This is a genomic window from Oceanithermus profundus DSM 14977, from assembly GCF_000183745.1.
In the GTDB taxonomy this organism is placed as follows: domain Bacteria; phylum Deinococcota; class Deinococci; order Deinococcales; family Marinithermaceae; genus Oceanithermus; species Oceanithermus profundus.
Genome location: NC_014761.1, coordinates 392310 through 414017, shown reverse-complemented (window position 1 = coordinate 414017; position 21708 = coordinate 392310). Strand labels below are relative to the sequence as shown.

Annotated in this window: 22 protein-coding genes; 8 read left to right on the top strand and 14 right to left on the bottom strand. The window is 71.8% G+C overall.

Annotated features, from left to right (window positions below; genetic code table 11):
- The 4 genes from OCEPR_RS02070 to cobT form a co-directional block, all read right to left on the bottom strand.
- Positions 1-858, bottom strand: a complete 858-nt coding sequence (locus OCEPR_RS02070) for a carbohydrate ABC transporter permease (RefSeq protein ID WP_245544467.1) — start codon at positions 856-858, stop codon at positions 1-3.
- A gap of 107 nt (positions 859-965) precedes the next feature.
- The gene (locus OCEPR_RS02065; protein WP_013457048.1) at positions 966-2276 is read right to left on the bottom strand and encodes an ABC transporter substrate-binding protein; all 1311 of its coding nucleotides are present in this window, start codon (positions 2274-2276) and stop codon (positions 966-968) included.
- A 67-nt stretch (positions 2277-2343) separates the two neighbouring features.
- Positions 2344-3072, bottom strand: a complete 729-nt coding sequence (locus OCEPR_RS02060; RefSeq protein WP_013457047.1) for an adenosylcobinamide-GDP ribazoletransferase — start codon at positions 3070-3072, stop codon at positions 2344-2346.
- A gap of 17 nt (positions 3073-3089) precedes the next feature.
- A complete protein-coding gene (cobT, locus tag OCEPR_RS02055) occupies positions 3090-4139 on the bottom strand; it encodes a nicotinate-nucleotide--dimethylbenzimidazole phosphoribosyltransferase (RefSeq protein ID WP_013457046.1) in 1050 nt (349 codons plus the stop codon).
- Positions 4140-4222: 83 nt separating this feature from the next.
- Here cobT and OCEPR_RS02050 point away from each other — a divergent pair, with 83 nt between their 5' ends.
- Positions 4223-4681, top strand: coding sequence for a helix-turn-helix domain-containing protein (locus OCEPR_RS02050; protein ID WP_013457045.1), 459 nt, complete (start codon positions 4223-4225; stop codon positions 4679-4681).
- Here OCEPR_RS02050 and OCEPR_RS02045 read toward each other — a convergent pair whose 3' ends face one another.
- Both OCEPR_RS02045 and OCEPR_RS02040 read right to left on the bottom strand, forming a co-directional pair.
- On the bottom strand, positions 4682-5761 hold the full coding sequence (locus OCEPR_RS02045) for an anhydro-N-acetylmuramic acid kinase (RefSeq protein WP_013457044.1): 1080 nt from the start codon (positions 5759-5761) through the stop codon (positions 4682-4684).
- Positions 5758-6516 (bottom strand): GntR family transcriptional regulator, encoded by a 759-nt coding sequence (locus OCEPR_RS02040; protein ID WP_013457043.1) that lies wholly within the window; start codon positions 6514-6516, stop codon positions 5758-5760. Before OCEPR_RS02040 ends, OCEPR_RS02045 begins: the two co-directional genes overlap by 4 nt.
- Positions 6517-6588: 72 nt before the next feature.
- Here OCEPR_RS02040 and OCEPR_RS02035 point away from each other — a divergent pair, with 72 nt between their 5' ends.
- The 7 genes from OCEPR_RS02035 (at position 6589) to OCEPR_RS02005 (ending at position 13875) form a co-directional block, all read left to right on the top strand.
- The gene (locus OCEPR_RS02035; RefSeq protein ID WP_013457042.1) at positions 6589-7626 is read left to right on the top strand and encodes a serine hydrolase domain-containing protein; all 1038 of its coding nucleotides are present in this window, start codon (positions 6589-6591) and stop codon (positions 7624-7626) included.
- Positions 7623-8498 (top strand): N-acetylmuramic acid 6-phosphate etherase, encoded by an 876-nt coding sequence (locus tag OCEPR_RS02030; RefSeq protein ID WP_013457041.1) that lies wholly within the window; start codon positions 7623-7625, stop codon positions 8496-8498. The genes OCEPR_RS02035 and OCEPR_RS02030 overlap by 4 nt, the downstream gene beginning before the upstream one ends.
- Positions 8495-10054, top strand: coding sequence for a glycoside hydrolase family 3 protein (locus tag OCEPR_RS02025; RefSeq protein WP_013457040.1), 1560 nt, complete (start codon positions 8495-8497; stop codon positions 10052-10054). Before OCEPR_RS02030 ends, OCEPR_RS02025 begins: the two co-directional genes overlap by 4 nt.
- 4 nt (positions 10055-10058) lie before the next feature.
- On the top strand, positions 10059-11354 hold the full coding sequence (locus OCEPR_RS02020; RefSeq protein WP_013457039.1) for an ABC transporter substrate-binding protein: 1296 nt from the start codon (positions 10059-10061) through the stop codon (positions 11352-11354).
- A gap of 63 nt (positions 11355-11417) precedes the next feature.
- Positions 11418-12380, top strand: coding sequence for a carbohydrate ABC transporter permease (locus OCEPR_RS02015; protein ID WP_013457038.1), 963 nt, complete (start codon positions 11418-11420; stop codon positions 12378-12380).
- A 96-nt stretch (positions 12381-12476) separates the two neighbouring features.
- A complete protein-coding gene (locus tag OCEPR_RS02010; RefSeq protein ID WP_013457037.1) occupies positions 12477-13307 on the top strand; it encodes a carbohydrate ABC transporter permease in 831 nt (276 codons plus the stop codon).
- A gap of 97 nt (positions 13308-13404) precedes the next feature.
- Positions 13405-13875, top strand: coding sequence for a c-type cytochrome (locus tag OCEPR_RS02005; protein ID WP_013457036.1), 471 nt, complete (start codon positions 13405-13407; stop codon positions 13873-13875).
- A 36-nt stretch (positions 13876-13911) separates the two neighbouring features.
- On the opposite strand, the gene OCEPR_RS12175 is transcribed toward OCEPR_RS02005, so the two are convergent.
- Genes OCEPR_RS12175 through OCEPR_RS01965 form a run of 8 tightly spaced genes read right to left on the bottom strand, consistent with a single transcriptional unit; the run spans position 13912 to position 21702 of the window.
- Positions 13912-14481, bottom strand: coding sequence for a GNAT family N-acetyltransferase (locus OCEPR_RS12175; protein WP_013457035.1), 570 nt, complete (start codon positions 14479-14481; stop codon positions 13912-13914).
- A 10-nt stretch (positions 14482-14491) separates the two neighbouring features.
- Positions 14492-16474, bottom strand: a complete 1983-nt coding sequence (locus OCEPR_RS01995; RefSeq protein ID WP_013457034.1) for a cobyric acid synthase — start codon at positions 16472-16474, stop codon at positions 14492-14494.
- Positions 16459-16992, bottom strand: coding sequence for a histidine phosphatase family protein (locus OCEPR_RS01990; protein WP_013457033.1), 534 nt, complete (start codon positions 16990-16992; stop codon positions 16459-16461). The genes OCEPR_RS01995 and OCEPR_RS01990 overlap by 16 nt, the downstream gene beginning before the upstream one ends.
- Positions 16989-17705 carry a DUF3800 domain-containing protein gene (locus OCEPR_RS01985; protein ID WP_013457032.1) on the bottom strand — a complete coding sequence of 239 codons (717 nt, stop codon included), beginning with the start codon at positions 17703-17705 and terminating at the stop codon, positions 16989-16991. Before OCEPR_RS01985 ends, OCEPR_RS01990 begins: the two co-directional genes overlap by 4 nt.
- Positions 17706-17731: 26 nt before the next feature.
- Entirely contained in the window at positions 17732-18703 is a 972-nt protein-coding gene (locus OCEPR_RS01980; protein WP_013457031.1) for a pyridoxal phosphate-dependent aminotransferase, read from the bottom strand.
- A complete protein-coding gene (gene cbiB, locus OCEPR_RS01975) occupies positions 18700-19569 on the bottom strand; it encodes an adenosylcobinamide-phosphate synthase CbiB (RefSeq protein WP_013457030.1) in 870 nt (289 codons plus the stop codon). The genes OCEPR_RS01980 and cbiB overlap by 4 nt, the downstream gene beginning before the upstream one ends.
- A 1-nt stretch (position 19570) precedes the next feature.
- The gene (locus tag OCEPR_RS01970) at positions 19571-20902 is read right to left on the bottom strand and encodes a cobyrinic acid a,c-diamide synthase CobB (RefSeq protein ID WP_013457029.1); all 1332 of its coding nucleotides are present in this window, start codon (positions 20900-20902) and stop codon (positions 19571-19573) included.
- Positions 20899-21702, bottom strand: a complete 804-nt coding sequence (locus OCEPR_RS01965) for an alpha/beta fold hydrolase (RefSeq protein ID WP_013457028.1) — start codon at positions 21700-21702, stop codon at positions 20899-20901. Before OCEPR_RS01965 ends, OCEPR_RS01970 begins: the two co-directional genes overlap by 4 nt.
- Between the last annotated feature and the right edge of the window lie 6 nt (positions 21703-21708).

Below are 21708 nucleotides of genomic sequence, written 5' to 3'. Positions count from 1 at the left end.
CTAGCCTCCGTAGTGGACCCGGCCCTCGCCGACGCGGAACTGGAGGATGGTCAGGAAGACGACGGCGATGAAGAGGATCACCGACTGCGCCGCCGCCATGCCGGTCTTGTAGTACTCGAAGCCGTCGCGGTAGATGTTGAAGATGAGGATGTTCGTCGCGTTGCTGGGCCCGCCCTTGGTGAGCAGGTCGACGAAGGGGAAGGCCTCGAAGAAGGCGTAGATGGTGTTGATAATGAGCAGGAAGAAGGTCATGGGGCTGAGCAGCGGGAAGGTCACCCGCCAGAACCGCTGCCAGGGGGTGGCCCCGTCGATGAGCGCGGCCTCGAGCACCTCCCCAGGGAGGTTCTGCAGCCCGGCGATGTAGAAGACGACGTTGTACCCCACGTTCTTCCACACGGCCACGAAGACCAGCAGGCCCATGGCCAGCGTGGGGTTCGTCAACCAGTCGGGGGCGATGCCGAGCGTGATCGTGAGCAGGTAGTTCACGATCCCCGACTGGGGGTTGAACATGAAGAGGAAGATCACGCCCGCGACGGCGGGGCTGAGCGCGTAAGGCCAGATCAGGAGCAGCCGGTAGATGCGCCAGCCGGAAACCTTCTGGTTGGCCAGGACGCTGAGCGCGAGCCCCACCGCCATCGAGAAGATGACGACGAAGAAGGCGAAGATCACCGTGTTCTTGAAGATCTGCAGGTACTCGGGGTCGGTGAACAGGATCTTGTAGTTTTCGATCCCGACGAAACTCTTGGAAAGCCCCAAAAACGCCACCTGGTAAAGCGAGAGCACGAAGGTCTCGATGGTGGGGTAGTAGAGAAAGAGGATCAGGATGACGAAGGAAGGAAGCAGCAGAACCCAGGGCAACCAACGGCTTTTGTAGGCGGCGTGCGTGTCCATTTGATACGTTCCCTGTTGTGTCCCTTAAACAAAAGAAGGTGGGGCCCGGCGCGATCGCGCCGGGCCCGACGGGGTTACTTCTTGACCGAAGCGTTGTAGCGCTTGAGCGCCTGGTCGGCCTGCGCGTCGGCCTCGGAGAGGGCCTTGGCGATGTCCTTGCCCTGGAAGATCTCCTGGACCATGTTCTCGATGATCGTGCGGATCTCAGGGAAGGGACCGATCAGCGCGCCCTGGGTGGCGCGGTTGGCCTTCGACTGCAGCAGCTGATCGAACGCGGCGCGGTAGGCGGGGTTGCGCTCGAACCAGTTCTGCCACTCGAGCACCTTCACCGAGGTGTTCAGCACCGGGAAGTAACCCGTGCCCTTGTGCCAGCGCACCATGTTCTCGGTGTTGGTGAACCACAGCAGGAAGGTGAGGGCCGCTTCCTGCTCCTTCTGCGGGTGCCCCTTGGTCAGCCACAGCGAGGCGCCGCCGACGACGGTACCGTTGCGCTCGACGCCGTCGGGCACGGGGAGGAAGCCGGTGCCCAGCTCGAAGCCGTTCTCGAAGGAGGCGTTCTGCATGAAGGTCACGTCGGAGGTCGAGGTGATCTCCATGGCCGCCTGCTGGCTCACGAAGAGCTGGTTGGCGCCGTCCCAGTCCTCGGGCTTACCGGTGTAGGTGTAGTAGCCCTTGTCGTAGAGGCCCTTCCACCACTTCATGATCCGCTTCATGGCCTCGGAGTCGATGTAGACGTCGGTGGCGCGGGCGGCGCGGCCGTTCTCGTTGTTGGCGAGCAGCGCGCCCTGCTCGGCGATCCACTGCTCGACGAACCACGAGTGCAGCGGCCAGGTGATGCACTTGGGCGCGGCCTTGCTGGCGATGATCTTCTCGCAGGCCTGGGCCACCTCGTTGAAGGTCTTGGGCGGGTTCTCGGGGTCGAGCCCGGCCTTCTTGAAGATGTCCTTGTTGTAGTAGAGGATCGGGTTCGAGGAGTTCCAGGGGATCGAGTTGAACTTACCGCCGATGCGGTAGTAGTTCGCCACCGGTTTGATGTAGTCGTCGAGCTGGAACTTCAGGTCGGCGGGAACGTAGTTCTCGATGGGGACGAAGATGCCCGAGTCGAGGGCGAGCTGGCTGCCGACCTCGAAGATCTGGACGATGTGCGGCGCGTTGCCCTGCTTGGCCGCCAAAATGGCCGCGTTCAGCGTGTCGCGGTAGCTGCCCTTGTATTCGACCTTGACCTCAATGCCGGGGTGGGTGTAGTTGAAGTCCTCGACTGCGCGCTGGATGAAGGCCGTACGCCCGCCACCGAAAGCGTGCCAGAAGGTGATCTGCACCTTTTCGGCCGCAAACGCAAAGCCGAGGAGCGCCGAGAGACCGACTACCGTTGCTAATCGCTTCATAATGCTACCTCCTTTTCTTGCGAGACTCAGTATACCGCGTCCCGAAGGCCAACATAAAGCCCCTGCGTCATCCGAACGTCATTCCCGGCGCCCTCCAGAGCAGGGCGGCGAGGAGGAAGACCAGCTCGGTGGTCTCGACCGCGGCGCCGTAAACGTCCCCCGTGAGCCCGCCCCCCAGGCGGCGGGAGGACCAGAACGCGAACCCCAACGTCCACGCGCCCGCGGCGGCGGCCGGGCCGGGCGCCAGCAGCACGAGGGGGGCGGCGAAGAGCAGCCCCCAACCCCACGACCCGCCGCGTGCGCTTGCGCCCAGGCCGCCGGGGCGCGCCGAAGGGAAGAAGCCGAGCAGCGGCAGGATCCAGGTGCGCGCGGCCACCGGCGCCAGCGCCAGCGCCCAGAGGCCCGGGCCCGCGGCGATCGCCTGCCACTTGAGGATCAGGAAGACCGCGCCCACCCCCAGGGCAAAGCTGCCGTGGTGCACGTCCGCCAGTATCCGCAGGCGCTCTGCGGGGGCGCGGGGCGCGAGGAGCGCGTCGGCGCTGTCGAGCAAGCCGTCGAAGTGGAGCATCCCCGTGACCGCCAGCCACGCGGCGAGCACCAGCGCCGCCGCCAGCCCCGGGGACCACGCCTGCGCCAGCGCGGCTGTCGCCACGAGGACCGCGCCCACGACCCAGCCGACGAGGGGGTACCAGGCGACGGAGCGGCGCAGCTCCCCCGCAGTTGCGCCCTCCGCGCGCGGAACCGGAAGCGTGGTCAAGAAACCCAGGGCGAACCAGAAGGGTCGCAGGCGCTTCATCACCCCACGATACCGGCCTAGCCCTCGCTCACCCCGGCCTCGTCGAAGGTGGCCATGCCCGCGAGCACCGCGGCCGCGGCCCGCAGCACCGGGAAGGCGAGCACCGCGCCGGTGCCCTCGCCCAGGCGCAACTCCAGGTCGAGCAGGGGCTCGAGCCCCAGCGCCTCCAGCTGCCGTGCGTGCCCCGGCTCCACCGAACGGTGGCCGGCGAAGAGGTAGTCCTTCAGGTTGGGCTCGAGCCGGGCGGCGAGGAGCGCCCCCGCGGTGACGGGGAACCCGTCGGTGACGACGGGCAGGCCCGCGGCGGCCGCGGCCAGGAAGACGCCGGCGGCCGCGACGATCTCGAGCCCGCCCAGCTGGGCCGCGACGTCGAGGGGGTCGGCCTTCGCCAGGTCGCCAAGCTCGGCGGCGGCGCGCGCGAGCGCCCGCTCCACCACCGCCAGCTTGCGGGCGTAGGCCGCATCGTCCACCCCGGTGCCGCGGCCGGTCACCTCGGACGCGGGAAGCCCCAGCAGGGCGGCGGTCAGGGCGGCGGCGGCCGTGGTGTTGCCGATGCCCATGTCGCCCGCGGCCAGGAGGGTGGCCCCCTCGCTGACCGCCCGGCGGGCGGCGTTCTCCCCCGCCTGCAACGCGGCCATGGCCTCGGCCGGGCTCATGGCGGGCTCGCGGACGAGGTTGCCCGTGCCCGGGCGCACCCGCGCCGGGATCAGGCGCTCGTGGGCCGGGAACTCGGGGCCGTTCACCCCCACGTCGAGGACGTAGACCTCGGCCCCGGCCGCCCGGGCGATCTGGTTGATGGCCGCGCCCCCGGCCAGGAAGTTCAGCACCATCTGCGGGGTCACCTCGGCGGGGTAGGCCGAGACGCCCTCGGCGGTCACGCCGTGGTCGGCGGCGGCCACCACCACCGCGCCCGGCCCCAGCCGGGGCCTTTCGGTGCGCTGGATGGCCGCGAGGCGGACGCCCGCCTCCTCGAGCCGCCCCAGGGAGCCGGGGGGCTTGGTGAGGCGGTCCTGACGGGCGCGGGCACGATCGAGAAATTCGCGGTCGACGGGAGGTACGCGGCTCATGGCTCCAAGATACCGCCGCGCCCTCTCCGGCGCCTCATCGGTTTATACTCGCCACAAGAAACCCAGGATCGAGGAGGACGTCCATGGCACGGAACGAAGTCTTTCTGGACACCGGCGCCCTCGAAGTGCTGCACAAGCTGACCGAGGGCGAGTTCACCGCCCCCGCGCTCGCCGACGCCACGGGCCGCGCCCTCGCCCGCATCGTGCGCGACCTCGACCGCCTCGAGCGCCACGGCCTCGTCCAGGTCGTGGGCCAGAAGGGCGAGCACAAGGTCTACAAGGCGACGGGCCGCTCCGCGAGCGCGACGGTGGATACGGCCAAGCACCTGCTGGAGCACCTCAAGACGGGCGTGGACAAGATCGCCCGGGGCAAGGCCGAGGGCACGATGAGCGCGGTCTTCTTCCGCACCACCGAAGAACGGGCCAAGGAGGTCTTCGAGCTGATCCGGCAGCTTCGCGAACGCCTGGCCGCGCTGGAAGCGGAGGAAGAACCGGAGACGGGCCCGCTGGTCACCGTCTTCTTCGGCGGCTGGAAGGAGTAACTAGACCGCCGGCCGGGTCACCCGACCCGCCACCGCGGCGCGCCGGGCGCCGGTGGTGTGGGGCAGCACGTTGGGCAGCCCCAGCCAGCGCAGGTAGCCCAGAACCGCGAAGGCCAAAGCCTCGCGCGCCAGGGGGTCGTGGCCCACCTCGTCGAAGGTGCGCACGGGCACCGGCAGGCCGGCGCGGAGGCCGGCCATCAGGGTGCGGTTCCTGGCGCCGCCGCCGGCGACCCAGACCTCGTCGAGCCCCCGGGGCAGGACGAAGTCGCGGTAGGCGGCCACGACGGTGCGCACGGTGAAGGCGGTGACCGTGGCCACCAGGTCGGCGCCCTCGAGGCGGTCGGTGAAGGCCAGGCGCTCGAGCCGCCAGACTTCGCGCCCGGTCGACTTGGGCGGGGGGCGGCGCAGGTAGGCGTGGTTGAACCAGACCTCCACCAACGCCTCGTCCACCCGCCCCTCGGCGGCGATCCGGCCGCCCGCGTCGTAGCGCTCGCCCATGCGCGCCGCCGCCTCGTCGATCAGGCAGTTGCCGGGGCCGGTGTCGAAGGCGAGCACCCCCGCGGGGTCGCGGCCGGGCAGGTAGGTGAGGTTCGAGATGCCCCCCAGGTTGTGGACGCTGCGGCGCACCCCCTCCTCGCCGTAGAGGAGCAGGTCGGGATAGGGCACGAGCGGCGCGCCCTCGCCGCCGGCGGCCAGGTCGGCGGGGCGGAAGTCGTGCACCACCGGAACCCCCAGCGCCTCGGCCAGCCAGCTGGGCTCGCCCAGCTGCCAGGTGACGCCGGGCGGTTCGTGCCAGACGGTCTGCCCCGCGAGCGCCGCCAGCTCGGCGCGCCCCCGGAAGGGCGCGGCCGCCTCGGCGTAGAAGCGGCCGAGGTCGTGGTGCAGCCAGGCGAGGTCGCGCGGACCCAGCACCCGGTCCTGCTGGGCCTGGCGCACCCGCGCGAAGAGGCCCTCGGGGTAGGGGGCGCTCCGGCGCTCGAGCAGCTCCCAGCGCAGCCGGGGCGGCCGCCCCTCGAGCCGCACCAGCGCGAGGTCCGCGCCGTCGGCGCTGGTGCCGCTCATGACGCCCAGTACGATCACGGCTCGGCGCGCAGTTCGGCGACGAAGTCGTAACGGTCGCCGCGGTAGTGGCTGCGGGTGAACTCGAGCGGACGGCCCCCGGAGAGGAAGCTGACGCGCTGGATGTAGAGCACCGGGTCCCCGGGGGCCAGCCCGAGCAGGCGCGCCTCCTCCTCGGGCGCGGCGACCGCGCGCAGCCGCTGCAGCGCCCGCACCGGCCGCAGGCCGCGCGCCTTGAGGTAGGCGTAGAGCGAGTCGCCCACGGCCTCGGGGTCGGGGACGAACTCGGCCGGCAGCACCGCCGACTCGATGGCCATGGGCAGGCCGTCGGCGGTGCGGACGCGGGTGATCCGCGCCACCGAGGCCCCGGGCGAGAGGGAGAGCGCCAGCGCCTCCTCCGGCGTGGCCTGGCCCAGCACCCGCCGCACCTGGCGCGAGCCCGGCTCCATGCCGCGGGCGCGCATGTCCTGGCTGAAGCCGCTGAGGAACGAGAGCGGCTGCTCGAAGCGGCGGGCCACGAAGGTGCCCGAGCCCTGGCGGCGCACGAGCACCCCCTCGGCCACCAGGCTGTCGAAGGCCTTGCGCACGGTGAGGCGCGAGACGCCCAGCAGCTCGGAGAGCAGCCGCTCGGCCGGGAGTGCACCGCCGGGCTCGAGCTGCCCCGAGCGGATCATGCGCAACACGTGCTCCCGCAGCTGCTGGTAGAGCGGCAGGCCGCCCCCGTCGTCGAGCTGCAGGCGCATCCAGATCTCGTGGTTGGGTTTGGGGCCTGGCATGGTCCCGAGTATACCACTCGCATACCATTCGCCTTGCCCCGCCCCTACCCGCGCGGTATACTCCGCCCAAAGATGAACGCCGCGCCGAACCAAGCCACCCTCGAACGGATGCTTACCGCAGCCGCACCGATTCTGGAAGCGGCCCTCGCCAAGGGCGGGGTGCCGGGGGCGGCGCTGGGCGTGGTGTCGGCCAGCGGAGACCGCGCAGCGGTCCACCTGGGCCGGGCCCAGATCGAGCCCGAGCCGCGCCCCCTCGAGGCGGACGCCTGGTTCGACCTGGCCAGCCTCACCAAGGTGCTCTTCACGCTGCCGGAGGTTATGAAGCTGGTGGAGGAAGGCCGGCTCGACCTCGACGACCCCCTCAAGCAGCACCTGCCCGAAGCCGGCTGGCTGCAGGAAGACCCGGCGCTGGCGCGCATCACCGTCCGCCAGTTGCTGGCCCACCAGGCGGGCCTGCCCGCCTGGGTCCCCCTCTACACCTGGGGCTGCGATGCGGCCACCCTGAAGGCGCGGCTTCTGCAAGAGCGCTGGCGGCTGGGCGAACCGGTCTACTCCGACGTCGGCTTCATGCTGCTCGGCCTCCTGCTGGAGCGGCTGCGCGGCCGCGAGTTGAAAGACTTCGAGCTGCCCGCAGGCCTCACCTTCGCGCCCGACCCCGACCGCAGCGTCGCCACCGAGCGCTGCCCCTGGCGCGGGCGCGTGCTGGTGGGCGAGGTCCACGACGAAAACGCCTTCGCCCTGGGCGGCGCGGCGGGCCACGCCGGGCTGTTCGGCACCCTGGACGGGGTGCTCGACCGCGCCCACGCCTGGCTCACGGGAACCGAGCTCTCCCCCTCGGCCCACGCGGCCGCCGTCGAACCCCACAGCGAAGAACGCCTGCTCGGCTGGGCGCGCCGTCACCCCGGCTGGTCCGGCGGCCGCCTGGCCAGCCCCTTGGCCTACGGCCACACCGGCTTCACCGGAACCGGCGTCTGGATCGACCCAGAGCGCGGCTACGCCTGGGCGCTGCTCACCAACCGCGTCCACCCCAGCCGCCACCGCGAGAACCCCCTGCCCGAACTGCGCCGCGCCGTGGCGGGCGCGCTCGCCGGCGCCTGGAGGCCCACGTGACCACCGAAGACGTCGCCCTGCGCTTCCGCGGCCTCGACACCTGGCCCGACGCCGAGGTGCTCGAGGCCCTGCTCGAACGCAACTTCGCCGCGCTGGCCGCGGTGCGCCCGGCCCTGCCCGCGCTCGAGCGCGCCGCCCGGGGCGCGGCCGAGCGGCTGGGGCGGGGCTCCGGGCGGCTGCTCTACACCGGCGCCGGAACCTCGGGGCGGCTGGCCGCGCTCGACGCGGTGGAGCTGCCGCCGACCTTCGGCTGGCCCCACGAGCGCCTGGGCTACCTGCTCGCCGGCGGCGAGGGGGCGCTGGTGCGCTCGGCCGAAGCCGCCGAGGACGTGGCCGAAGAGGCCGAGCGCCGGGTGCGCGAAGCCGGGCTGGGGCCCGGGGACGTGCTCGTGGGGGTGGCCGCGAGCGGCCGCACCCCCTTCACCGTCGCCGCGGTGCGCACCGCCCGCAGCCTGGGTGCGTTCACCGTGGGCCTCGCCAACAACCCGCGCACGCCGTTGCTCGAGGCGGCCGAGGTGGGCGTGTTGCTCGAGACCGGCCCCGAGGTCCTCGCCGGCTCCACGCGGCTGGCCGCGGGCACCGCGCAGAAGGTGGCGCTCAACCTCTTCTCGACGCTGCTGATGATCCGTCTCGGACGCGTCTACTCGAACCTGATGGTCGGCGTCCAGGCCTCCAACGAGAAGCTCGTCCGGCGGGCGGTGCGCATCGTCACCGAGATCGCCGGGGTGGACGAAGCCCGCGCCCGTACGCTGCTCGAACGGGCCGGCGGCGACGTGCGCCTGGCCGTGCTGCTCGAGCGCGAACCCGACCCCGAAGCCGCGCTCCGGCGCCTCGCGGCCGCGGGCGGCAACCTGCGGGAGGCCCTGTCGTGAACCGACGCTTGCTCGCCCTGCTGATGCTCTTCTCGCTCGCCCTCGCCGCCCACCCGGGGCAGTTCATGGTCCTCTCCTTCCGGGGCGCCGAGCCGCCCACCGGGCTGATCGAACGCTACCGCCCCGCGGGGGTGATCCTCTTCCCCTCGAACCTGGCGGACGATCCGGTGGGTACCGTGCGCGAGCTGCGCCGGCGCTACCCCGAACTGCTCGTCCTCATCGATCAGGAGGGCGGCCCCTTCTTCAGCTACCGCGCCCCCGGCGTGCCCCGCTTCCCCGCGGCCATGGCCCTGGCGGCCGCGAACGACCCCGAGCTCACCCGCGCGGTCGGCCGCGCCATCGGCCAGGAGGTCGCCTACCTGGGCGCGAACGTGGACCTGGCCCCGGTGCTCGACGTCAACGTCAACCCCAGGAACCCGATCATCGGTCTGCGCAGCTTCGGCGCCGACCCCGAGGCGGTGATCCGGCACGGGCTGGCCTTCGCCCGGGGGCTCGAGGAGGCCGGGGTGCTCTGGACGGCCAAACACTTCCCCGGCCACGGCGACACCCACACCGACTCCCACACCGGGCTGCCGATCGTGGACAAGCCGCGCGCGGAGATCGAGCGGGTGGAGCTCGCCCCCTTCCGGGCGGCCGTGCGCGCCGGCGTTCCCGTCATCATGACCGCCCACATCCTCTACCCCGCCCTCGACCCCGACGCCCCGGCCACCCTCTCCCGCAAGATCCTCACCGGCCTCCTGCGGGAGGAGATGGGCTACGACGGGTTGATCGTCACCGACGACATGGGCATGCGCGCCATCTCGGGCCGCTGGGGCGCGGGCGAGGCCGCGGTGCGGGCGGTGCTGGCCGGAGCCGACCTGGTGCTGGTGGGCCGCGGCGGCGGCACCGCCGAGGCGGTCTACGCGGCCCTGGAAGAAGCGCTCGCGAGCGGCCGGATCACGCCGCAGCGTGCCGCGGCCAGCGAGCGCCGGCTGCAAGCGGCGCGGAGCCGGCTGCGTCCGCCCGCCCCCGAGCCCGACTGGAAGGCGCTCGAGGCGCTCAACCTGAAGGCCGCGCGCGCCGGCGTCACCTGGCTTTCCGGCGAACTGCCCGTCCCCGGGGCGGGCACGCTGGTGATCGCCCCCCGGGTGCGCGCCACCTGGGGCGCCGAACCCAGCCTGGCCGAGCTGGCCCCCAAGTATCTGCCCGGGGCGCACTACCAGGTCGTGGGCGAGGCGCCTTCAGGAAACGACATCGCGACGGCCGTGGAGCGCGCGAAGAAGTTCGACCGCGTCGTCCTCGGCACCTACCACTGGCTGGGCCGGCTGCCCGAGGAGCAGGTCTGGCTCTACGAAGCGCTGGTGAACACCGGAAAACCCGTCTACGTCGTCGCGCTGGGCAACCCCGACGACTACACCTACCTGGACCCCGCGCCCGCGGGGTACCTGGTCACCTACGGCTACCGCGCGGCCCAGGTGCGCGCCGCGTTGGAAGCGCTGTCCGGGAGCTTCGTCCCCGGCGGCAGGCTACCGGTACCGGTGGGGCCCTTCCCCATCGGATCGGGAATCGGGAGGTAAGACTATGAAGCGTTGGATCCTCAAACTGGGAGCCCTGGCCCTCGTGCTGACGATGGGCCTGGGCGCAGCCAAGACCACCAAGGTCACCGTGGCCGGGTGGGGCGGCGAGTCGGAGATCGCCCTCTACAAGGAACTCTTCAAGAAGTTCGAGGCCGAGCACCCGAACATCAAGGTCGAGCTGCTGCACATCCCCTCGCGCGACTACTGGACCAAGCTGACCGCGATGTTCGCCGCCGGCAAGGCGCCCGACCTCTTCTTCACCAACAACATCAACTTCCCCGCCCTGGCGGCCAAGGGCGTGGCCCGGCCGCTCGAGCCCTTCATCAAGAAGGACAACTACGACACCGGTATCTTCTACAAAGGCATCCTCGATGCCTTCCGCTTCGAGGGCAAGCTCTACGCCCTGCCGCGCGACATCTCCAACATGGTCGTCTACTACAACCGCGACCTGCTGCGCGAGGCGGGCCTGCCCGACCCCGACCCCGACTGGACCTGGGACGACTTCCTGCGCTACGCGAAGGCGCTGACCAAGGAAGAGGGCGGCAAGCGCACCCAGTGGGGCGTGAGCTTCTACACCTACTTCCTCTTCTGGGAGCCCTGGGTCTGGTCCAACGGCGGCCGCTGGTACAGCCCCGACCACTCCAAGTTCCTGCTCAACAGCCCCGCCTCGGTCGAGGGTCTGCAGTTCTACGTGGACCTGCGCTGGAAGCACCACGTCGCCCCCACCCCCGCCGAGGCCGCCGACCGCAGCGCCTACAGCCTCTTCCTGGGCGGCAAGACGGGCATGATCGTCGACGGCCGCTGGCGCGTGCCCAGCCTCAAGAAGAAGGCCAAGTTCGACTGGGACATCGTCCCCTTCCCCCGCGGCAAGGCCGGGAGCATCGTCGACATCGACGGCTCCGGCTGGGCCATCTCGCGGCAGAGCCGCAATCCCGACGCCGCCTGGGAGGTGCTCAAGTTCCTGGCCGGGCCCGAAGGCAGCCTCGCCTTCACCAAGGGCGGCCTGATCATCCCCGCGATCGGCTTCGACCCCAACAACCCCCAGGCCACGAACGCCATCCTCAAGGCCTTCTTCCAGCCGCCGCCGCCGCGCCACCAGCAGTACTTCCTCACCGTCAACAAGGACGCGGTGCCCACCGAGACCTTCGAGCGCTGGAGCGAGGCGCTGAACCTCATCTCCAAGGCGCTGGGACCGGTATGGGAAGGCAAGGAGGACGTGCAGACCGCCCTCGACAAGGTCGCGCCGGCGGTGCAGAAGATCCTCGACGAAGTTCAGGCCGAGCGCGCGAAGCGCAAGTAACCTTTTTCGGGCCGCGGGGGCGCGCCCCCGCGGCCTTTCCAACACGGGAAGTCCTTTTTCGAAATGTCCAGCTACCGCCGCTTTCCCTGGCTCTTCATCCTGCCCAGCCTGGTGGGCTTCTTCGCCTTCAACGCCGGGCCGATCCTGATCTCGCTCGTCCTCTCGTTCACCGAGTGGGACGTCTTCGACCCCCTCAACCTCGGCGCCGTCACAGACAGCTGGGTGGGGCTCGAGAACTACCGCGAGATGGCGCGCGACCCGGTGCTCCACAAGGCCTTCTGGAACACCCTCTACTACGTGCTGGTGGCGGTGCCGCTGGAAATCTTCATCTCGCTCTTGGTGGCCCTGGGGCTGAACCGCGATTTTCCCGGGGTCAAGATCGTGCGCACCCTCTACCTGCTGCCCACGGTGACCAGCGTGGTGGCCGTGGGCCTGTTGTGGCGCTGGGTGCTGAACCCCTACGTGGGCCCGGTCAACCTCTTCCTGCGCTGGATTGGCCAGCAGCTCGAGGCCCTCTTCGGTTTCTTCGGCCTCACCGCCCCCGGGGCGGTCCACTGGCTGGCCACCGAGGGCCCCGGCTGGCTCTCCGACGAGCGCTGGGCCATGCCCGGCATCATCCTCGCCGCCGTCTGGGCGGGGATCGGCTTCCGCATGCTCATCTTCCTGGCGGGCCTGCAGAACATCGACAAGACCTACTACGAGGCCGCGTCGCTCGACGGCGCCGGCCCCTGGCAGCAGTTCTGGAACGTCACCCTGCCGCTGCTCTCGCCCACCGTCTTCCTCAACACCCTGCTGGCGCTGATCGGCGGCTTCCAGGTCTTCGGGCTGATCTACGTGATGACCGGCGGCGGGCCCCTCGACGCCACCAACGTGCTGCTCTTCTACCTCTACCAGAAGGCCTTCGGCATCTTCCCGCCCGACATGGGCTACGCCTCGGCGATCGCCTGGCTGCTCTTCGCCTTCCTCTTCGCCCTCACCGTGGTGCAGTGGCAGCTGCGCAAGCGCTGGGTCTGGGAGGAGGCATGAAGGGCAGGAAGTGGGGAGTGGGAGGCAGAAGGTGGGCAAGGAGCGAAACCCTTTCAGAAAGGCGTTCTTCCACCAAGGGCGTGCGGGAGGTCAGGTGTGAGTAAGCAAAGGCAACGAATTACCGACGCCGTCATCTTCGTGGTGCTGCTGCTGGGCGGCCTGACCATGCTCGTGCCCTTCCTGTGGATGATCTCGACGAGCTTCAAGGAGCCGGGATCGCTCTTCGACCTGCCCATCCAGCTCTGGCCCGAGAAGCTGCACTGGGAGAACTACCAGCGGGTGCTCACCGCGGTACCCTTCGCGCGCTGGTACTTCAACTCGCTGGTGCTGGCGCTGGGCCTCACCTTCCTGAACCTCACCAGCGGCGCGCTCGCCGGTTACGCCTTCGCGCGCTTTAGCTGGAAGGGCAAGGACGTGATGTTCCTCTTCTCGCTGATCACGTTGATGATCCCGGCCCACGTGCTGATCATCCCGCTCTTCATCATCATGAGCCGGCTCGGCTGGATCGACACCTACTACGCCCTCGTCCTGCCGGGCCTCTTCGACGCCTTCGCCATCTTCCTGATGCGCCAGAACTTCATCTCGCTGCCCCGGGAGCTGGAGGAGGCCGCGCTCATCGACGGGGCCACCCCCTGGCAGATCTACTGGAAGATCGCGCTGCCGCTCGCGGCCCCGGCGCTGGCCACGCTGGGCACCTTCACCTTCCTGGGCGGCTGGAACGCCTTCCTCTGGCCGCTGATCGCCACCAACTCCATCGAGATGCGCCCGCTCACCGTGGGCCTGGCGGTCTTCAACACCCAGTTCACCACCGAGTGGACGGTGCTCATGGCCGGCCTCTCGCTGGCGACGATCCCGCCCATCATCGTCTTCCTGGCCGCGCAGAAGTACTTCATCCGCGGGCTGACGCTGGGCAGCCTGAAGGGTTGACCGCCGTTTCGCTGCGCGGGCGGCCCCGCGGGCCGAACGTCCGGAACCGGGACACATGTCCCGGCACCGTATGAGAATCTGTTCATAGGAGGACAACATGATGAGGAACGGGGTGCTGGTCATCGCACTGGTTGCCGGTCTGGGCCTGGCGTGGGCTTCCGACGCCGGGAAAACCGCCTACGACACCTACTGCGCCGCCTGTCACCAGGTGACCGGCGAAGGCGTCAAGGGGGTTTTCACGCCGCTGGCCGGAGAGGTCTACGAGTACATCGAGAAGGGCGAAAAGGGGCGGAAGTTCCTCATTCACGTGGTGCTCTTCGGCCTCCAGGGGAAGATTACCGCCATGGGGGTCACCTACGACGGCTTCATGCCGCCGCTCGCGCAGATCAGCGACGCCGAGATCGCGGCCATCCTCAACTACACCCTCACCGCCTGGGGCAACGCCGAGCACCTGCCCAAGGACTTCAAGCCCTACACCGCGGAGGAGGTGGCCAAGGAGCGCGGCCTCAAGCTGACGCCGCAACAGGTCTACCTGGAGTGGAAGGCCCTGGTCGAAGAGAAGGAATAACGGCCGGCGCCTGCCCGCGTCCTCCCGCGCGCCGCTTCACGACGAACGGCGCGCGGGGATTACTTTTGCGTAGAGGTAGCCGTCGGCCGGCTCTGGGCCCAGGTTGGGGAAGGTGAAGTAGCGGCGCATGCGGCCTTCGCGCTCGAACCCCGCTTTTTCGAGGACGCGCTGCGACCCGGTGTTGTCCACGTGGCAGGTGGCGAAGACGCGCCAGGCGCCGTTCTCGAGCAGCCAGCCGCTGACGGCCCGCACCGCCTCGGGCATGTAGCCGCGGCCCCAGGCGGCGCGCGCCAGGGCGTAGCTGAGCTCGTAGCCGTAGGTCTCCTTGCGCACGCCCAGCGTGCCCAGCGGCGCCCGATCGGAGCGGCGCTCGAGCACGTAGAGGCAGCCCTGCTTTTCCAGCGACAGGTCGCCGCCGTGACGGGCCCAGGCGGCCATGAAACTGCTCAGCATCGCCCGGACGCGCTCGGGCTCCTCGACGGGCCGGAAGCTGAGGTAGCGCACGACGCCGGGATCGGAGAACAACCCCTCGAGGAAGTCCTGGTCGTCCGTTCGCGGGGTGCGCAAGCGCAGCCGCTCGGTCTCGAGCTCGCGGGGCAGGCGCATCCTCCCCAGCCTACCCGAGCGGCAACTCCCGCCCCGCCACCACTAGGCGCACCTCGTCCGCCGCCGCGGCCACGGTGCGGTTGGCCCAGCCCAGCAGGTCGCGGTAGCGCCGGGCCAGGGCGTTCTCCGGCACGATGCCCATCCCCACCTCGTTGCTGACGACGACGAGCGTCCTGCCGCTTTCGCGCCAGGCGGCGAGCAGCGCTTCCACGCCCTCTCGCACCGCCGCCTCGCCGCCCTCTAGCAGCAGGTTGCTGACCAGCAGGGTCAGGCAGTCGAGCACGACGACGTCGTGTTTCGCGCGCCCCAGCGCCGCCGCCGCGTCGCGGGGTTCTTCGATCGTCTCCCAGGCGGCGGGCCGCTCGGCCCGGTGGGCCGCCGCCCGCGCCGCCATCTCCTCGTCGCCGGGGGAGGCGGTGGCGACGAAGCTGACCGCCCCGCCCCCCAGCGCCCGCGCCCGGGCCAGCGCCGCGGCGCTCTTTCCCGCCCGCGCCCCACCCAGGTAGAGGACGAGGCGCGGAATCCGGGGCGGGTCCGGGGGCGCGACCGGCCCCGCGCGCCCCGCAGGCTTTCGGTGCGAAAACGTCATATTTTCGATGCGCTCCATGTCCAGATGTTCCTCCAGCGCGTCCGCCAGCCGGTCGAACTCGCGCTCCAGGCCCGCCGCCGCACGGCCGAAGAGCGCCCGCTGCACCGCCGGGTCCTCGAAGAGGCCGTGCAGGTAGACGCCCAGCACGTTGCCCCGGGCGAAGCCCAGCCCGCTGGCCAACGCCTCGCGGGTCCCGCCGCCGGCGCGGCTGTTGCCGTGGTGGATCTCGTAGCCCCAGGCCTCCAGGCCGCTGAGCGCCGCCCAGTAGCCCTCCAGCTCCGCAAAACGGCCGCGGCTGCGGCGCACCGTCTTGCCGGGGTCCATCGTCGTCTCGAGCTCCAAGAGCCCGAGCCCCTGCGCCGCGCCCTCCACCCCCTCGGGGTCGTGCACCGCGCGGCCCAAAAGCTGCAGCCCGCCGCAGACGCCCAGCAGCGGTCGGCCCGAGGCCGCGTAGTCGCGCAGCGCCCGCGCCATCCCGCTCGACGCCAGCCATTCGGCGCTGGCGGCGGTGTGCTTGGAGCCGGGCAGGATCACCAGCTCGGCCTCCGCCAGCGCGGCCGGCTCGCGCACCAGCTCCACCCGGGCCAGCTCCGCAAGCGGCCAGAACTCGTCGAGGTTCGAGGCGTAGGGGTAGGCGACGATGGCGACGCGCGGCCCCGCGCCCCCCGCGGCCGTGCCCAAGAGCGGCGCGTCCTCGTCGGGGAGGCGGTGGCGCAGGTAGGGTAGCACCCCCAGCGTGGGCACCTCGGTCCAGCGCTCGAGCTGCTCGGGCGCGGGCGCGAGCAGCGCGGCGTCGCCGCGGAACTTGTTGAGCACGAAGCCCCGCACCAGCGCACGCTCCTCGGCCGCGAGCAGGCTCCAGGTGCCCCAGAGGTGGGCGAAGGCGCCGCCGCGGTCGATATCGGCCACCAGCAGCACCGCCGCGCCCGCCTCGCGGGCGACGGCCATGTTGACGAGGTCGCCGGCGCGCAGGTTGACCTCGGCGGGGCTGCCCGCCCCCTCGGCGAGCACCAGCTCGTACTCTTCGCGCAGCGCCCGCAGGCTCTCCCGCACCACCGGCCACAGCCGCGGCTTGCGCTCGTTCCAGGACGTGCGCGAGAGCGCGGGGTCGTGCCGGCCCAGCACCACCACCTGACTACGGGTCTCGGCCTCGGGCTTGAGCAGCACCGGGTTCATCCGCACCTCCGGCGTCGCTCCGGCCGCCAGCGCCTGCAGGTACTGGGCGCTGCCCATCTCGCCGCCCGCGGCCACGCGGGCGTGGTTCGACATGTTCTGCGCCTTGAAGGGGGCCGTCCGCACGCCCCGGCGGGCGAACCAGCGCGCCAGCGCGGTCACCAGCAGGCTCTTCCCCGCACCCGAGGTGGCCCCCTGGACCATCAGCACCGGGGCTAGTCTTCGCGCCATACCTCCACCAAACGCCGGGCCGGCCACTCGTAGACGTAGACCGTGGTGTGGGGAACGATCTGCAGGTCCCCGGAGAGCCACAAGAGCGCGCGCATCACCCCGGCGTGGCTGAAGATCAGGTGCCGCCCCGCCGGCAGCGCGTCCACGAAGGCGGTCACCCGCTCGAGCACCTCCAGCGTCGCCTCGCCGCCGGGGGCGCGAAAGCGCTCGAAGCCCATCATCGCCTCCTGCGTCGCCGGATCCAGGCTCTCCCAGCGCCGACCCTCGAGCCGGCCGAAGTGGATCTCGCGCAACTCGGGCACCCTTTCGGGCACGAAGCCCGCCAGCTCGGCCGTCTTCCAGGCCCGCACCAAGTCGCTCGCCCAGACGGCGTCGAAGCGTTCGCCCGCCAGTTGCGGCCGCAACCCCGCGGCCTGCGCGCGCCCCAGCGGCGTCAGCGGCACGTCGGTCCAGCCGCCCAGCCGGTGCTCGCGGTTCCAGATGTTCTCGCCGTGGCGGATCAAGAACAGGGTCTTCATTCTTCCTTGCCTCCCGGCGGAGCCACCAGGCGCACGCCAAAGTAAGGCGGTTCACGACGGGTGTGAGGCCGGCAGAGCTCGCTCACACCCACGCGCCCGGCCAGGTAACGGGCGATCTCCTGCTTGACCGGGTTGGGCGCGGCCGCGCCGGCGCGCACCTTGCAGTCGTAGACCACGAGGCCCAAGAGCACGTCGGCCAGCTGCACGTAGAGGGTGGCGTTGGAATCGAGCATCAAAGCGTTCAGCACCCGCGGGTGGCGGCGCACCTCGCGCTCGAAGTAGCGCTGCGACTCGCGCGGCTTGGTCACGTGGTCGGCGATGACCACGCCGTAGGCGCCGTCGGCCAGGGCGCTGTCCACGAGCCGGCGGGTGTAGCCGATCTGCGCCTCCCAGAGGCCGCCGTAGTTGCGTCCGGGGTCGAAGCCGGGCTGGCGTTTGTCGAGCACCTGGGCCTTGAAGCCGAGCCCCGGCACGCCGAAGAAGAGGTCCACCAGCTCGCGGTAGACCCAGGCGCTCCTCCGCCCGATGCGGGCGAACTTGAACTCGAAGCGCGGGTGCACGCGGCCGCGCGCCTGTTGCAGGAGCGCGTGCAGCTCGGCCGAAAGCGCGGCGGTGTCGGCGGTGCGCAACAGCCCCAGACCGAAGAAGGGCTGGCGCCGGTCGCGGCTGAGCACGCCGGTTTCGTCGATGAACAAAAAGTGCAGGGGCTCCATGCCTGGTCCTGATGATACCGCCCGGCTCATCCGCGCTCCTCCAGGGCGGCGGCGAGCGCCGCCAGCGCCGCCGGCGGCTGGGCCGAAAGCCGCGCCCATTCGGGCAGGCCCTTGTCGAAGAGCGGACGTACCCGCAGCCCACGCGCGCGCAAGAAGGCGGCCGCTTCCTCGCCCAACCGCGCCATGACGAAGTTGGCCGCGCCCTCCTGCACCTCGTAGCCGCGTTCGCGCAGGAGGGCGGCCAGCCGGCACCGCCAGGCGAAGAGGGTGGGGAGGGTGCCGCGCAGCCAGGTGCGCGCCGCGACCCCCGCCTGGGCGCGCAAGAAGGCGACCTCGGCCGCGCCGATGACCCACGAGGGGGCCGCCTCCGCGAGCCGCGCCGCCGGCTCCGCCGCCGGGGCGACCAGGTAGCCGGCGCGCACGCCGGTGAGGCCGTGGGCCTTGTTGGGTGCGAAGAGCCGGAAGGCCGCGGCCGCGGCCGCGACCGGCCGCTCGCTGAGGGGGGCGTAGGCCAGGTCCAGTACCAGCCAAGCGCCCGAGCGCTCGGCCCGCCGCGCCGCCTCGCGCACGAAGGCGCGGTCGTGGAGCTCGCCGGTGGGGTTGTTTGGCTGGGCCAGAAAGGCCACCGCCGCCCCCTCCAACAGGTCCAAAAACTCCCCGGGCGAACGCGCCGTCCGGTGCCGCACCCCGGCCGCGCGGGCCGCGCGGGCGTACTCGCCGAAGGTGGGCTCGAGCGTCAGCACCGGCCCGCGGCGCAGCCGCACCAGGCGGTGGATCAGCTCGCTTGCCCCCGCTCCCACCACCACGCTTCCCGCAGGAACGCGGTGATGGGCCGCCAGGTGCTCCCGTAGCGCCCCGTAACGCGGGTCGGGGTAACGGGAAAGGTCGGCGGCGCGCACCGCCGCCAGCACCGCCGGGTTCGGCCCCAGGGCGTTGGCGTTGCTGGAGAAGTCGTAGCGGGGCTCGGGGCCGCCGTCGGGCCCGCCGTGGAAGGTCACAGCCCCCACCTCCCCCAGCTCAGCAGGGCGGCCAGCGCGTAGACCGCGACCGCCACCCGCCGCACCCGCACCAGCGCCCGCCGCAGGTCGGCGGGTTCGGGCGCGCGGCCGGAAGGGTGGAGCACGTAGGCGCCCCGCTTCTCGAGCCGCACCCCCAGCGCCAGGGCCAGCGCCCCCATCGGCCAGCCGGCGTTGGGCGAGGGGGTGCGGCCGGCCTCGCGGCGCAGCGCCGCGAGGCCCCGCGGGGCCAGCAGCAAGCCGGTCAGGCGCGCGGGAATCCAGTTCAGCAGGTCGTCGGCCCGGGCCGCCAGCCACCCCCAGCGCCGGTAGCGGGGCGTGCGGTAGCCCCAGACCGCGTCGGCGGTGTTGGCGTAGCGGTAGAGCCAGGCCCCCGGAAGGCCGAAGAGGACGAAGTAGAAGAGCGGAGCCACCAAGCTGTCGGAAAGGTTCTCGGCCAGGGTCTCCAAGGCCGCCATGCGCACCCCGGCCGCATCGAGTCCCCGAGTGTCGCGGCTCACCAGCCGCGCAAGCCGCGCGCGGGCTTCGTCCAGATCGCGCGAAAGCGCCGCCTCCACCGCGGCCACCTCGCCCGTGAGCATCTGCAGCGAGAAGGCCGGCCACAGCAGCAGGCCGGCCAGCAGCGCGCGGCCGGGCGCTTCGAGCGCGCTCACACCCCACCACGCCAGCGAGGAAAGCGCGAGCACCGCCGCCGCCCCCGCGAGCCAGGCCAGCGCGCCCGCGCCCGCGCCCGCGCGCCAGAAGCACTCGAGCCCCGCCAGCAGCCGCCCGATCCCCACCACCGGGTGCAGCCGCGCGGGCGGTTCGCGAAAGACGGCGTCGAGGAGGGCGGCGAGCAGGACGGCCAACTCACACCCCCGCGCGCGCGGCGGCCGCCTCGACGAAGCGCCGGGCCAGCTCGGGCGCCGCCGGGAAGTAGAGGTGGGTGTAGCTGGCGTGCACCCGGCCGTCCGAGTAGCCCTCGCGCTCGGTCCCGTCCACCCGCCGCCAGGCCGCGGGCTCCACCGCGGGGCGGGTGGAGTAGTGGAAGGCGTGCCCCTTGGCGCGCCAGCCGCGCCGGGCCACCGGACCGTCGGCCAGCGCCTCGACGTGACGGTAGCCCAGGGTGGGGCGGTTTTGCATGCGCGCCGCGCCGGGCACCAGGCCGACCATCGCATAGCGCCCCTCGGGGGTCTCGAGGGCCTCGGAGAGGTACATCAGGCCGCCGCACTCGGCGTAGACCGGCCCCGGGAAGCGGCGCAGCGCCGCCAGCGCGCCCCGGTTCGCGGCCAGCTCGCGCGCGTAGAGCTCGGGATACCCCCCACCGATCCAGACCGCGCCCGCGTCCTCGGGCGGCCCCTCGTCCGCGAGCGGGCTGAAGGGCACGAGCTCCGCGCCCAGCTGCTCGAGCAGCTCGAGCGCCTCGGGGTAGTAAAAGCTGAAGGCGGCGTCCCGGGCCACCGCGATCCGCGCCCGCAGGGGCCGGCGCCCTTCGGGCAAACGATGCGGGGGAAGCTCGAGCGCCGGCGCCGCCTGCGCCAGCCGCCACAGCGCCTCCACGTCGAGCGTGCCCGCCGCCCGGGCCCAGGCTTCGGGTTCGAGCGAACGCTCGCCGGCCGGCACCAGGCCCAGGTGCCGCTCGGGCAGCGCGAACGCGGGGTCGCGCGGCAGGTAGCCCAGCAGCGGCACCCCCACGGGCTCGAGCGCCTCGGTCAGGATCTCCGCGTGCCGCGCCGAGCCCACCCGGTTGGCCACCACCCCTGCCAGCCACAGGCGCGGGTCGTGGTCGCGAAACCCCCGCACCAGCGCGGCGATGGAGCCGGCCATCGCCCGCGCGTCCACCACCAGCACCACCGGCGCGTCCAGCCAGCGCGCCGCCTGGGCGGTGGAGCCCTCGCGCCCCAGGGCGTCGCGCCCGTCGAAGAGCCCCATCACCCCTTCCACCAGCGCGCCCTCCGCACCCGCCGATCCGCGCCGGAAGACCTCGAGCAGCTCGGGCCGGTCGAGGAACCAGCCGTCGAGGTTGCGCGGCGTCCGCCCCGCCGCCCGGCCCAGGTGGGTAGGATCGATGTAGTCGGGGCCCGCCTTGAAGGGCTGCACGACCCGGCCCCGCGCCCGCCAGGCCGCCAGCAAGACCGCCGCCACCGTCGTTTTTCCCGAACCCGACGACGGCGCGGCGATCACCAGACGCGGCAGCTTCACGACTCCAAGAACGCGTCGAGCGCGGCGTTGAAGCGCTCGGGATGGCTCAGGTAGGGAAAGTGGCCCACGGCCCCAAGGTCGCGCACGAAGGCCTCCGGGTAGCGCGCCTTCAGGTCGGCGCGCGCCCGCGGCGGGATGAGCGGATCGTTCGCGGCCTCGAAGACGGCGTGGGGCATGCGCGGCTCGGGGAGCGCGAAGGTTTCGAAAACGGCCCGCGAACGGGCCAGGACGTCGGCCTTGCGCATCCGGCGGGTGTACTGTTCCTCCAGGTAGTAGGCGAGCAGCGCATCGCCGCCGGCAGCCGGCACCAGCTTTCGCCGGGCGTTGTGCAGCATCGCCCCCAGCACCAGCCGCTCGGGCAGCCAGCGGGCGAGCGCCGCCATGCGGCGGCCCTTCAGGATCTCGGGATGACCCGGTGGAAAGGTGTTGGCGAAGACGGCCCGCTCCACCCGCTCCGGGCGGCGGGCCGCCAGGTACTGGGCCAGCAGGCCGCCGAGCGAGGTGCCGACCACCACCGCGCTCGGCGCGCCCGCCGCGTCGAGCACCGCCCAAACGCCGCCCGCCAGCCCCTCCAGCGACCCGGTCGCCGGGTAGGTGGGGGCCACCACCCGCCAGCGCTCCGCGTAGGCCTCGAGCTGCTGGAACCAGATGTCGCCGGCGCCGGCCATGCCGTGCAGGAAGAGGAGGGTGCGCCGTCCTTCGCCCAGTGCGTAGTAACGCCAGACCCGACCATCCTGCTCCAGCGAACGCAGCCGGTGGCGACGCCGAAACGCCCGCAAGGCCTCGATCCGCCGGTCCATACCCCA